Below are 12,808 nucleotides of genomic sequence, written 5' to 3' on the forward strand. Positions count from 1 at the left end.
GGGAGCGCTCCCGGCCGATCCGCCCGGGAGCGCCGGTACGCTGGACGGGTGCCCGCCCGCTCCCCGCTGCCCACGCGGATCCTGCTCGTCTGCGCCGCCATCGGGGTCGCCACGGGCCTGCTCGGCGCCGCGGCCGGCTGGGTGACGATCCCCGTGATCGCCGGCGCGCCGTTCGCCTACGGCCTGGTTCTGGGCTCCCATGTGCTGCCGGGGATCATCGCGCAGGAGGTGCTGCGCCGGCCGCTGGTCGCACTCCTCACGCATGTGCTCGCCGCGCTCGTCGCGAGCGCCTTCAACCCGATCTGGTTCCCGCGCTTCCTCGGCACCGCGCTGCTGTTCGGTCTCATCCAGGAGGGCGTCGCCGCCCTCACCCGGTATCGCGCCTGGGGTGCCTGGAGGTTCTTCGTCTCGGCGGCGATCATCGGCGTGATCATCGCGGTCGTGGTGTGGTTCGTCGTCGATCTGGAGAAGCTGCCGCTCTGGGCGCGGATCATCTACCTCCCGCTGGCCGTACTCGGCCCGATCGCCTGGACCGCGATCGGCCTGCGCATCGGCATCTCGCTGCGTCGCGCCGGCGTCGCCCCGCACTGAGCGCGCCCCCTCGCGAGCGCCCCCGCACGGCGTCGACCTTTCGCCGACGACACTGGCCGACGCCCTGCACCCCGAGGGTTCCAGCCCCACTAGGTTAGGCTTGCCTAAGCAGCCCTTCCCGAACGGAACCCCATGCCCTCCGCCCCGCTTCTGCGCGTGCGCGATCTCACGGTCACGCATCGCGGCGCGGGCGATCCCGCGGTCCGCGACGTCTCCTTCGATGTGAACGCCGGCGAGGTCGTACTCCTCCTGGGCCCGTCCGGATCCGGCAAGTCCACGCTCGCGCTCGCGCTCGGCGGGCTGATCCCGCACTCGCTCGACGCCGAGATCACCGGCACCGTCGCGGTCCGCGGCCATGAGACCGCCACCACGCCCGTCGCCGAGCTGAGCCGAGATGTCAGCACCGTGTTCCAGGATCCGGATGCGCAGATCGTCACCGGATCCGTCCTGGACGAAACGGCGTTCGCGCTCGAGAATCTGTGCCTGCCCGTGGACGAGGTGCTGGAACGCACCGAGCACGCCCTCCGCCGGATGGGCCTGTGGGAGCGCCGCGACGAGAACCCCGACCGTCTGTCCGGCGGAGGGAAGCAGCGTCTGGCGATCGCCGCCGCACTCGCGACGTCCGCCCCGGTGCTCATCCTGGACGAGCCCACGGCGAACCTCGACCCGTCCGGCACCGCCGAGGTGCATGCGGCGCTCGCGAGCCTCGCCGGGCCGACGCGCGCGATCGTCCTCGTCGAGCACGACCTCGACGCGGAGTGGTTCCTGAGCCCGCGGAGCACGGTCGAGGCCGGCTTCGCGACGCGCGCCATCGTGCTCGACGACGACGGAAGGGTCGCCTTCGACGGCCCCGCCGCGTCGATTCTGCGCGAGCACGCCGACGAGCTGGTGGCGCTCGGCGTGCGCCTTCCCACGGCCGCCCTCGCCGCGCGGCGGCTGAACGACCGGCTGCCGTCGCTCGGGGCGGATCCGATCGCCCCCCTTCCGCTCACGGCTACGGAGCTCGCGGCGGCGCTGCGGACTCTGGGGACGGACGCGCCGATGTCCGAGACCCCGTCGATTCCGGCAGCGCGACCCGGATCCGGCGTTCTCACGACCGGATCTGCGGAGCCTCATCCCGTCGATGCGCCGGAGCCGGTCATCGCCGTGCGCGGCCTGGACGTCGCCCGCGGGCGAACGCCGATCCTGCGCGGTATCGACCTCGACATCGCGCCCGCGTCGATCACGGCCGTGATCGGGCCGAACGGCGCGGGCAAGTCGACGCTCGTGCAGGCACTGGCCGGAGTGGTGCCACCGCCGCGTGGGCGTGTCCGGCTCCTAGGCCTCGACCCGGCGACCGCGTCACCGCGCACCCTGGCCGCGCACATCGGCTTCGTGTTCCAGAACCCGGAGCACCAGTTCATCGCGCACACGGTGTTCGACGAGCTGGCGCACGGCCTTCGGCTGCGTCGCACCCCGCCCGAGGAGATCGCCGAGCGCGTCGGGGCGATGCTCGATCGCTTCGGCCTCGCGGACAAGGCCGCCACGCACCCGTACCTGCTCTCGGGCGGCGAGAAGCGCCGGCTCTCGGTGGGCACCGCGCTCATCACGCGCCCCCGCATCCTCGTGCTCGACGAGCCGACGTTCGGTCAGGATCTGCGCCGCACCGACGAGCTGCTCGCTCTGTTCCGAGAGCTCCGCGCCGACCGCACGACGATCGTGCTCGTGACGCACGACCTCGACCTGGTGGTGCGACATACGACCCACACGGTGCTCGTCGAGGGCGGCGCGGTCGTCGCCGCCGGCCCCACCCCGGCGCTCGTGCGCGATGGCCTGATGCCGCTTCCGACGGCATACGCGGCGGTCCCGCCGGCGCTGCGCCGGCTGCTCGCCGACGAGGACGCGGCCGTCGCCGGAGCACCCCGCGCAGAGACGACCCAGGCCCCACCGGCCTCGGCGGCGGAATCAGCTCAGGCGACCCCGCCGGATCGCTCCTCCCCGACGGCCCCGACGGCCCCGGCGGATCCGTACGCCGAGCAGCCGTCGGCACCGGCGCGCGCCTGGCTGCACGGCCTGAACCCGCTCGCCAAGCTCGGAGCGGTGCTGCCCGCGATGGCGCTGCTGCTGTTCGTGCGGGACCTCGCGACGCCGCTCGCATTCCTGGTGCTCGCCTACATGGTGCTGCTGACGGGCGCGCGACTGACCGCGCGCATCTGGGCGGTACTGCTGCTCGCGATCCCCGCGGGGATCCTGGTGCTGGGGCTGTCCATGGCGCTGTGGACGGATCCGGCACAGGTCGCGGCGACCCCCACCGTGCTGCGGATCGGCGCATGGCAGCTGCACGCCGGCGCACTCGAGGCCGGGTTCGCGACGGGACTGCGGCTGGCGGCGATCCTCGCGCTCTCGCTCATCTCCGGCCTCACCACGACCGGGCCGGACGTGGTGCGTGCGGGCGTGCAGCAGCTGCGGATCCCGTACCGGATCGGCTACACGGCGCTCGCGGCGTACCGGTTCGTGCCGCGCTTCGGCTACGAGCTGAGCGTGATCCGGGCGGCGCACCGGGTGCGCGGCACGCATGGCGGGCGCGGCCCGTTCGCCCGGGTCGCACGCGGCTGGGGCTACATCGTGCCGCTGCTGGCGAGCGCGATCCGGCACGCCGAGCGGGTGGCGCTGGCCATGGACTCGCGCGCCTTCGGCGCGCATCCCACCCGCACCGAGCGGCACGAGGTGCCGTTCCGCGCGCGCGACCTCCTCTTCCTGATCCTGATGCTCGCCGCCTCCGCGGCTCTCCTGGTCCTGACGTGATCCGGATTCGAAGCGCGCAAATGGCTCCATACACGGCGATTTCGGAGCCATTTGCGCACTTCGAAACACAGATGAAAGGTTCCCGATGGCATACAGCAAGATGGTCAAGCCGGCCTCGGCCGGGCTCGTCCCCCTCACCGTGCTGCGGACCGAGCGGCTCGCCCCGCACTGGATCCGCGTCACCCTCGGCGCCGGCGAGATCGAACGGTTCACGCCGATGGGCTTCGACCAGTGGTTCCGGCTCTTCCTGCCTGTCGGCGGCGAGGCGGCGCTGAGCCGAGTGCCGGCCAAGGCCAACCACACCCTCGGGTACCTGAAGTTCCTCCGGATCCCCGACGGCGAGCGCCCGGTCATGCGCAACTACAGCGTGCGTGCGTTCCGCCCTGCCGCGGCCGAGGCCGAGGCAGAGCTCGACGTGGACTTCGTGCTGCACGGCTCCGCCGCCGACGGCACCGCGGGCCCGGCCTCACGGTGGGCCGAGACCTGCCGTCCGGGCGAGCACGTGCTCGTGATCGATGAGGGGCTCACCTTCAACCCCGAGCGCGGCACGGACCGGGTGGTGCTCGTCGGCGATGAGACTGCTCTGCCCGCGATCGCCGGGATCTGCGCGTCGCTGCCCGCGCACGCGACCGGATCCGTGCTGCTCGAGGCGCCGTCCGCGGAGGACGCGCTGGACTTCCCGCACCCCGACGGCATCGACGTGCAGTGGTTCGTGCGCGCGCCCTCCGACCGGCCCGGCGTGCTCGCTCTGGCGGCACTACGCGATCTGGCTCTCCCCGAGGCGCCGTTCCACGCCTATGCCGCGGGAGAGCAGGCGCTGGCTTCCGGTGCGCGCAAGCTTCTGGTCGGCGAGCGCGGCGTCGACAAGGGGCAGGTCAGCTTCTGCGGCTATTGGCGGATCGGCTCGTCCTCTCCCGCCTCCCGCGCGGCGCGCGAGACGGCGGCGGAACCGCTGGGCTGATTCCCTCCCGAACCGCCTCGAACCGCCTCCGGGCGCACGGGGCGCCGAAGGCGGTTCGATCCGGTTCGGACCGGCAGCGGACTCAGACATCGAGCCCGCTCAGCTGATCTTCTTCTTGTAGATGGCGATCGCGAAGCCGTAGGCGACCACGAGGATCCCGACCATCCAGGCGAGGGCGATCCAGATGCTGGATCCCACCGGCTGCTCGTTGAACAGCGCACGGATGGTGTTCACGATCGACGTCACCGGCTGGTACTCGGCGAACCAGGCCACCGGACCCGGCATCGATGAGGTGGGCACGAACGCCGAGCTGATGAACGGCAGGAAGATGAGCGGGTAGCTGAAGGCGCTCGCGCCGTCCACGGTCTTGGCGCTCAGACCCGCGATCACGGCGAGCCAGGTCAGCGACAGGGTGAACAGGATGAGAATCCCGACCACGGCCAGCCATGCCCCGACCGAGGCCCCGGTGCGGAAGCCCATCGCGAACGCGACGCCGACCACGATCGCCACGGACACGATGTTCGCGACGAGCGAGGTGAGCACGTGCGCCCAGAGCACGCTCGATCGGGCGATCGGCATGGACTGGAAGCGCTCGAAGATGCCCCCCTGCAGGTCCAGGAACAGCCGGTACGAGGTGTACGCGATGCCGGACGCGATCGTGATGAGCAGGATGCCCGGCAGCATGTAGTCGATGTACGACTGGTCGGATCCGGTGTGGATCGCCCCGCCGAGGACGTAGACGAACAGCAGCATGAGCGCGATCGGAGTCACCGCGGTGGTGATGATCGTGTCGGGGCTGCGCAGGATGTGCTTGAGCGAGCGGCCGGTGAGCGTACCGGTGTCGCTGAGGACGTGGCTGGTCATTTCACTGCCTCCTTCGTGGAATCAGGGGTGGTCGCGGAACCCGCGGACGGGCCGACCAGGGCGAGGAAGACCTCCTCGAGGGTGGGCTGCTTCTCGACGTACTCGACCTTCGCCTGCGGCAGGAGCCGCTTGAGCTCGGCGAGCGTGCCGTTCTGGATGATCGTGCCCTCGTGCAGGATCGCGATCCGGTCGGCCAGCTGCTCCGCCTCGTCGAGGTACTGCGTGGTGAGCAGCACGGTGGTGCCGCCGTTCGCGAGCTCCTTGACGGTGTCCCACACCTCGATCCGCGCCTGCGGGTCGAGACCCGTGGTCGGCTCGTCGAGGAAGATCACCGGCGGATTGCCGATCAGGCTCATCGCGATGTCGAGCCGGCGGCGCATGCCGCCGGAGTAGGTGCCCGCGCGACGCCCTCCGGCGTCGGTGAGCGAGAACCGTGCCAGCAGCTCGTCGGCGACGGATCCCGGATCCTTCAGGTGCCGCAGCTTCGCGACGAGCACGAGGTTCTCGCGTCCCGTGAGGATCTCGTCGACCGCGGCGAACTGGCCGGTGAGGCTGATCGCGTCGCGGACGTCGTTCGGCGCCGAGGCGACATCGAAGCCCTGGACGGTGGCGGCTCCGCCGTCGGCCTTCAGCAGCGTCGACAGGATCCGCACGAGCGTGGTCTTGCCGGCGCCGTTCGAGCCGAGCAGGGCGAAGATGCTGCCCCGTTCGACCTCGAAGTCGACGCCGCGCAGGACCTGCAGGTCCTTGAACGCCTTGGTGATGCCCCGCACGCGGATCGCGGGGGCGGTGAGGGTGGTCATGATCAGTTCTCCTTTCCTGCGACGTCGTCGATCGCCTTGTTGAGGCGGGTGCGCTCCTTGTCCAGCCACACCTTGCCGTTGTAGGCACGGGCGAACGTCTCGGCGAACTCCGCCGGGTCGTCGCCCACGATGTCGCGCACCGGGGTGCCGTCGGCGGCCGCGCGCTCCCAGAGGTCGGCGAGGTCGCTGAGCATCGTCACCATGGTGTCGCCGTCGACGATGCCGCCGGCGAGCATGAGGTAGCGATCCGTTGCCTTGGCGACGGTGCCGTAGGGCTGGGCGAGGGCCTCGATACGGGCCTTGTACTGCCGGTACTGCTTCTTCTGCTCGAGGGACCCGGTGAGGGCTTCGATCCACTTGGCGGCCATGTCAGGCTCCTTCATTCGTGTCGTTCGTGCTGATGTGGGAGGTGTGGCGGAGCTGTTCGATGTGCTCTGCGAGGAAGCTCCAGGTCCTCCAAAACTCGGCGAGCTGATCCCGCCCCTGCGTGTTGAGCGAGTACACCTTGCGCGGCGGCCCCTTCTCGGACGGGACCTTCTCCACATCCACGAGGCCCCTCTGCTCGATCCGCACCAGCAGCGCGTAGACGGTGCCCTCCGCGATGTCGGAGAACCCTCCGTCCCGCAGCCGCGTGGTGATCTCGTATCCGTAAGCCGATCGCTCGGCCAGGATCGCCAGGACGATCCCCTCGAGAGTGCCCTTGAGCATCTCGGTCATCTGACTCGCCATCGCGATCGCCTCCTTCTTCTACTCAGTGATGTTGACTACCGGTAGACAGTAACACTGAGTACCGGTACATAGCAACACTGAATACCGAACTTTTTTCTCCCCGGTTCCGGCGGCTCCCATCAGCCGCGCCGCTCATTCCTGGATCAGCGTCAGATCGTCCCGCGGCGCCGACGGGTTCGATGGCGCGAGCGACCCCCTCATCCCCGAGCCGACCTCTCGCCCACCGCATGACGAAACCCCCGGATCCGAGGATCCGGGGGTTTCGTCCGTCAGGCAGGCGCCAGGACAGCCGGGCGCCCCGACACCAGGGGCTTCGCGGGATGATCCGCTTCGACCGTGTCAGCACCTCTCAAGCCCAGTCATCGGCATGCAGCTGGCGGACGCCGCGGTCGTGCAGCAGGAACTGCGCCCGGAGGGGGATGCCGAGCGATGACGTCTGCCGCCGCAGCGCCCGGGCCCAGAGCCGCACATCGTCGTCCTCGCCGCCGACGGTCGCGTCGCCGATCCGCTCCCACACGAGCACGACGGCCGCATTGCCGGTGAGCTCGCGGAGCATCCCGATCCGGTGCGCGAGCACATGCGCCTGGGCGACGTCGCCGAGTTCATCGATCGACACCACCTCGAGCGGATCTGCCGGATAGTCGGCCATCGGCATGAGCGGCTCGCCGAGCCGTCCCCGGCCGTCGATGAAGAGCAGCCAGAACTGCCGCTGGTTCGCCCGTTGGAGCAGCAGCTCCAACGCATCGCGGAGGTCGTCGTCGCCGGTGAGCACGTGGTCGCGCAGAGTGTCGGGGTTCATGCGGTCAGCCTGCTCGTCCGGCGGGACCGGTGACCGGCCGATCACGCAACCGGTGCGGAACTGCGCCGGATCCGCGATTGTGGATAACCATCGACGGCCGTCGGACGCCCCGCGATTCCGGCCCGGAAACGCCCCGATCTCCGCGTCCGCGGAAGGATTCGGCGCGCGATCGGAACGCGGGTATGGTCGCCCCCATGAAGACCTCTGCGCGCAACCGCTTCACCGGATCCGTCTCCGGGATCGCCGTCGGCACCGTCAACGACGAGGTGGAGGTGACGCTGCCGGACGGTCGCACGATCGCCGCCATGGTCACCCGCAACAGCGCCGAGCGCCTCGGCCTCGCGATCGGCTCCGAGGTGGTGGCCTTGACCAAAGCCCCGTGGGTGATCCTGGCCACGGACACGGAGGGCTACCGGTTCTCGGCACGCAATCAGTTCGTCGGCACCGTCAGCAGACTCGACCGCGGCTCCGTGAACTCCGCCGTCGACGTCACCTCGGGCGATGTGGTGATCACCGCGGTGATCACCAACGAGAGCGTCGACGAGATGGGTCTCGAGGTCGGCGCCGCCAGCACCGCCATGTTCAAGGCCTCGAACGTCATCCTCGCGATTCCGAGCTGAGCGACCACTCAGCCGGCTCGCCACTCTTCCTTCCACGGCGAGCAGGCGGAGGACGATCCTGCAGTCAGCGGAGACGCCCCCGGATCCGAAGATCCGAGGGCGTACCGTGAGGCGTCAGGCGATCAGCGCTTGCCGGCGATCTGACGGCCGACGAGGTCGCGCATGATCTCGTTCGTGCCGCCGTAGATGCGGTGCACGCGGGCGTCGGTGAACGCCTTCGCGATCGGGTATTCCATGATGTAGCCGTAGCCGCCGTGCAGCTGGACACCCGTGTCGAGCACCTCCCACTCGCGCTCGGTCGTCCAGAACTTGACCTTCGCGGCGTCCTCGGCCGACAGCTTGCTGTCCTTGTAGGCGAGCAGCGCGCGGTCGACGTACGCCCACATCACCTCGGTGGTGGTGACCATGTCGGCGAGGCGGAAGCGGGTGTTCTGGAAGTCGGCGATGCGCTCTCCGAACGCCTCGCGATCCTTCGTGTAGGCGATGGTCCAGTTCGTGGCCGCCTCGGCCGCGGCAGCGGCGGCGACACCGATCGACAGGCGCTCGAGCGGCAGGTTCATCATCAGTTGGATGAAGCCCTGCCCCTCCTTGCCGCTGATGAGGTTCTCGTCGGGGATGAACACGTCGGTGAAGCTGAGCTCCGCCGTGTCCCAGCCGTGGAAGCCCATCTTGCTGAGCTTCTTGCCCTGGTCGAAGCCCTCCATGCCCTTCTCCACGATCAGCAGGCTGAAGGCGTCGGGCCGATTGCCCTCACCGGTCTTCACGAAGGTCACGACGATGTCCGCCGTGGTCCCCGAGGAGATGAACGTCTTCGCGCCGTTGAGGATGTACCCGCCGTCGACCTTCTTCGCGTTGGTCTTGATGCCGCGCAGGTCGGACCCCGCACCGGGATCGGTCATCGCGAGCGCGCCGAGCACCTCGCCGGTCGCCATGCGGGGCAACCACTTCGCCTTCTGCTCCGGCGTGCCCATGTGCACGAGGTACGGCACGGCGAGGTCGTCCTGGATCCCGAAGGCGCCGGCGAGCGATCCTGCGCCGGCCGCGATGACCTCCTCCATCACGATGGTGCGGAAGCGGTAGTCCTGCAGCATCCCGGCGCCGCCGAACTCCTCGGGCACGGAGAGACCGATCAGGCCGGCCTCGCCCGCCGCGAGCATGGTCGCGCGATCGATCTCGCCCGCCGCCTCCCAGCGCTCGATGGCCTCGTTCGTGACGTAGCGGCCGATGAAGTCCTTGACCAGGCCGCGGAAGGCCTCGTGATCCTCGTCGTAGATGTCGCGTTCCATCGCGCTCCTCCAGATCGTGTGTGCGTCTTCGCTCTCGCGATCCTACGCGGGAATTCGCGGATCTCGGCGCAGATTGTGGGAATGCATCCCACGGATCGTGAGACTCGGTGTCACGATTTGTGCAATCGCTCCAGCGGTGCGGAAATCGAGGGGATCACGCCTGCGCGGCCGCGCCCGCAGGCGTGACGGCATGCGCGGAGGAGGTCGATCAGCCGACGTACGCGGGAGCCGCGGCGAGTCCGAAGAACTGCTCGAGGGTGGCGTAGCCCCCGTCGTGATAGGCCGTCGCGAGGGGCACGCCGACGTAGCGGAGATGCCACGGCTCGGGATCGTAGCCGGTCACCGGGGTCTGCCCGGCGACGTAGCGGACGATGAAGCCGTACTGCCAGCCGTTCGCCGCGACCCAGGCGCCGGCGGCGGTGCCCCCGAAGGAATCGATGTCGCCGCAGCCGCCCGCGCACGAGACCACATCGGCCGCGAGCCCGGTCTGATGCTCGCTGTGGCCGGGACGGGCGGAGAGCGCATCGCCCTGCGCCTGGCCGTACTGGGCGATCTGCCCCGAGTAGGTCTGCACCTGGGTGTCGTAGGAGCGATAGCCGCTGGCGAGCGCGATCGAACCGACACCGGCCGCGTTCGCCGCGGCCGAGAGCTGGTCCAGGGCGTGAGACGTGTCGGAGCGCAGCGATCCCGCTCCGTCGACGGTGAGCGCCGGATCCCCGAAGGATGTGGGCGCGAAGGTCACCGGGTTGAGCGGCCGGGTCTTGTTGACGACGACCCAGTCCCGGTTCGGGTCCGCCAGGTCGATACACGGGGCGTTCCCCGCGGCGACCGCATCCCGGAACGCGGCACCACCGCCGAACGCCGCCACGACCGCGTCGTCGCCACCGGATGCGAGGGCCTGCTGCACGCCCGTCTGCGCACAGGGGTTCGCCGCGGGAGTCGCGTGCAGCTGCACGGACGGGAGGCTCGTGGCGGCCTCGGGCATCGTGACGCCGGCCGGCTTCGGGCCCGGATCCGCCGCGGCGAGGCCTCCGGGACCGGCCTTGGCCGAACCGTCCGCGAGGGCCCAGAGCGCGCCGATCAGCGCGACCGCCAGCCCGAGGGTGACGAACAGCCGGAACGTCACACGCGGATCCATGCGGCGCGCGCGAGTCGGGTGCCGCGGGTCTGCCACGGATCCATTCTCACCGGCGGACCTGGACATCCGCGACATTCGAAGTTCTCCACGATTCTTTCTTGACTCTTTATCGTTGTTATGTTCGAATATGGCCATGAGGTGGCAAGGGCAGAGGATCGACGAGACGGACGCGCTGGCGCTGCCCGGCATGGAGAACCGCACGGGATTCCTCCGCACCGTGACGACCCCCGAGTTCGCCGGAATGACCTTCCACGAGGTGCTGGCGAAGTCGGCCTTGAACCACGTGCCCGGCCCCTCGAAGATGCCGTTCGACTGGACGGTCAACCCCTATCGCGGCTGCAGTCATGCCTGTGTCTACTGCGTCTCTCCCGACACGTTGATCCTCTGCGGCGACGGGCGGCAGAGGCCGCTGCGCGATCTCGACGTGGGAGATGAGATCTACGGAACCGAGATCAACGGCGCCTATCGGCGATACGTCCGCACGCGAATCCAGGCGAAGTGGGCGACGCGCAAGCAGGCATACCGGATCACTCTGGCCGATGGCACCAGACTCATCGCCAGCGGCGATCATCGGTTCCTCACGGACCGTGGGTGGAAGCATGTCACGAATGCCGAGCAGGGGCAACGTCCGCACCTCACCACGAACAACCGCCTGATGGGGTTCGGCACAGGTGTTGTCGCTGCACCGAACCGCGACGGGGAGTCGTTCCGTCTCGGGTATCTCTCGGGGATGATCCGCGGCGATGGGATGGTCTTCCGGCGCGCATATGACGACGGTAAGCGGGTCCGGAAGATGAACATGTTCCGGCTCGCATTGGCCGACGCGGAAGCGTTGGAACGCTCGCGTCTCTTCCTCGACAAGGAAGGCGTCGAGGTCCGTGAGCGCGCATTCGCCGCGGAGACACCGACCAGGCGTGCGATGAACGCGATCCACACTGGTGTCGCTCACTCGGTCGATCGCATCGAGAGCATCGCGACGGGATCGCGGCCGTCTGACCACGAGTGGTGCGCAGGCTTTCTGTCCGGTGCCTTCGATGCCGAGGGAAGCTGCTCCCGAGGAGTGCTCCGCATCGCGAACAAGGATCCCGAGTTCCTTGATCTGCTCTCGACCGCGATGACCGCCTGGCAGATCCCCCACGTCATCGAGCCTCCGCGCCCCAACGAAGTTCGTTCGGCCCGCGTCGTCGGGGGGCTTCCGATGCGTCAGCGGTTCTTCGCCGTCACGCAGCCTGCAATCAGTCGAAAGCTCGACATCGAAGGCACCGCCGTCAAGACCGTCGCGGACCTCCGCGTGGTGTCGATCGAGCCGTTGGACAGGGAGCAGGACCTGCTCGACATCACGACGGGCACCGGCGACTTCATCGCCAACGGCGTGATCAGCCACAACTGCTTCGCCCGGGGGACGCACACCTATCTCGACCTGGACGCGGGGCGCGACTTCGACTCGCAGATCGTGGTCAAGGTGAACGTGGTCGAGACCCTCGAGAAGGAGCTGCGCCGCGGATCCTGGAAGCACGAGACGGTCGCACTCGGCACGAACACGGATCCGTATCAACGCGCGGAGGGGCGGTACCGGCTGATGCCGGGGATCATCCGGGCATTGGCGGATTCGGGGACGCCGTTCTCGGTGCTCACCAAGGGCACGCTGATCCGCCGCGACATCCCCGTGCTCGTCGAGGCCGCCGCCCGCGTTCCCGTGGACGTGCAGCTGTCGATCGCGATGTTCGACGAGACGCTGCGTGAGGCGATCGAGCACGGCGCCCCGTCCACGCAGGCTCGACTCGACACGGTGCGCGCGCTCAGCGACGCCGGATTCAGGGTCGGGGTGTTCCTGATGCCGATCCTGCCCCACCTCACCGACTCGGTGGACGCGATAGACGGCGCTCTGCGACGGATCAAGGAGTCCGGCGCCGACCACGTCATCTACGGGGCTCTGCACCTGCGGGCGGGAGTGAAGCCCTGGTTCGTGCAATGGCTGTCCGAGCACCGGCCCGACCTGATGTCGTCCTACCGGGTGCTGTACCCCGGGTCCGCGGCCGAGGCGCCGAAGGACTATCGCGCCTGGCTCGCACGGCGGGTCAGGCCGCTGATCCGGCTGCACGGGCTGGAGGCGCTGCACTCCGACGACCGGCCGGCGCGGGGCAGCAGAACGGCTCCGGCGCGCGCGGTGCGCACCCCGGAGCCGTCATCGACGCTGTTCTGATCGCCCTCGCCGAGCATCACGTCGCCGATT

The 12,808-nt window shown here is 69.4% G+C and carries 12 protein-coding genes; 5 read left to right on the top strand and 7 right to left on the bottom strand.

Annotated elements, in window-relative coordinates; translation table 11 throughout:
* Window positions 1-48 precede the first annotated feature (48 nt).
* From ACFWCK_RS04830 to ACFWCK_RS04840, 3 genes are all read left to right on the top strand, one after another.
* Window positions 49-591 carry an ECF transporter S component gene (locus ACFWCK_RS04830; RefSeq protein WP_233312434.1) on the top strand — a complete coding sequence of 181 codons (543 nt, stop codon included), beginning with the start codon at window positions 49-51 and terminating at the stop codon, window positions 589-591.
* A gap of 132 nt (window positions 592-723) precedes the next feature.
* Window positions 724-3,375 (top strand): ATP-binding cassette domain-containing protein, encoded by a 2,652-nt coding sequence (locus ACFWCK_RS04835; RefSeq protein ID WP_378804821.1) that lies wholly within the window; start codon window positions 724-726, stop codon window positions 3,373-3,375.
* A gap of 85 nt (window positions 3,376-3,460) precedes the next feature.
* Window positions 3,461-4,336 (top strand): siderophore-interacting protein, encoded by an 876-nt coding sequence (locus ACFWCK_RS04840; protein WP_378804822.1) that lies wholly within the window; start codon window positions 3,461-3,463, stop codon window positions 4,334-4,336.
* A gap of 99 nt (window positions 4,337-4,435) precedes the next feature.
* Here ACFWCK_RS04840 and ACFWCK_RS04845 read toward each other — a convergent pair whose 3' ends face one another.
* From ACFWCK_RS04845 to ACFWCK_RS04865, 5 genes are all read right to left on the bottom strand, one after another.
* The gene (locus ACFWCK_RS04845) at window positions 4,436-5,200 is read right to left on the bottom strand and encodes an ABC transporter permease (protein ID WP_378804823.1); all 765 of its coding nucleotides are present in this window, start codon (window positions 5,198-5,200) and stop codon (window positions 4,436-4,438) included.
* Complete coding sequence (locus tag ACFWCK_RS04850; RefSeq protein WP_233312437.1) at window positions 5,197-6,003, bottom strand: ABC transporter ATP-binding protein; 807 nt, start codon at window positions 6,001-6,003, stop codon at window positions 5,197-5,199. The genes ACFWCK_RS04845 and ACFWCK_RS04850 overlap by 4 nt, the downstream gene beginning before the upstream one ends.
* Window positions 6,004-6,005: 2 nt before the next feature.
* Window positions 6,006-6,371: a DUF1048 domain-containing protein gene (locus tag ACFWCK_RS04855; protein ID WP_233312438.1), complete on the bottom strand. Its 366-nt coding sequence runs from the start codon at window positions 6,369-6,371 to the stop codon at window positions 6,006-6,008.
* 1 nt (window position 6,372) lies between these two features.
* Window positions 6,373-6,732 carry a PadR family transcriptional regulator gene (locus tag ACFWCK_RS04860; RefSeq protein WP_378804824.1) on the bottom strand — a complete coding sequence of 120 codons (360 nt, stop codon included), beginning with the start codon at window positions 6,730-6,732 and terminating at the stop codon, window positions 6,373-6,375.
* A 349-nt stretch (window positions 6,733-7,081) separates the two neighbouring features.
* Window positions 7,082-7,531, bottom strand: coding sequence for a hypothetical protein (locus ACFWCK_RS04865; protein WP_233312440.1), 450 nt, complete (start codon window positions 7,529-7,531; stop codon window positions 7,082-7,084).
* A gap of 194 nt (window positions 7,532-7,725) precedes the next feature.
* Here ACFWCK_RS04865 and ACFWCK_RS04870 point away from each other — a divergent pair, with 194 nt between their 5' ends.
* A complete protein-coding gene (locus tag ACFWCK_RS04870; RefSeq protein ID WP_233312441.1) occupies window positions 7,726-8,151 on the top strand; it encodes a molybdopterin-binding protein in 426 nt (141 codons plus the stop codon).
* Between the two features lie 122 nt (window positions 8,152-8,273).
* Here the strand turns inward: ACFWCK_RS04870 and ACFWCK_RS04875 are convergent, their stop codons facing one another.
* Window positions 8,274-9,437: an acyl-CoA dehydrogenase family protein gene (locus ACFWCK_RS04875; protein WP_378804825.1), complete on the bottom strand. Its 1,164-nt coding sequence runs from the start codon at window positions 9,435-9,437 to the stop codon at window positions 8,274-8,276.
* Window positions 9,438-9,645: 208 nt separating this feature from the next.
* Complete coding sequence (locus tag ACFWCK_RS04880) at window positions 9,646-10,611, bottom strand: D-alanyl-D-alanine carboxypeptidase family protein (protein ID WP_378804827.1); 966 nt, start codon at window positions 10,609-10,611, stop codon at window positions 9,646-9,648.
* Between the two features lie 97 nt (window positions 10,612-10,708).
* Here ACFWCK_RS04880 and ACFWCK_RS04885 point away from each other — a divergent pair, with 97 nt between their 5' ends.
* Window positions 10,709-12,778, top strand: a complete 2,070-nt coding sequence (locus ACFWCK_RS04885) for an intein-containing Rv2578c family radical SAM protein (RefSeq protein WP_378804828.1) — start codon at window positions 10,709-10,711, stop codon at window positions 12,776-12,778.
* The last annotated feature ends 30 nt before the right edge of the window (window positions 12,779-12,808 follow it).

This window comes from Microbacterium sp. NPDC060117, from assembly GCF_042729315.1.
Taxonomy (GTDB): Bacteria; Actinomycetota; Actinomycetes; order Actinomycetales; family Microbacteriaceae; genus Microbacterium.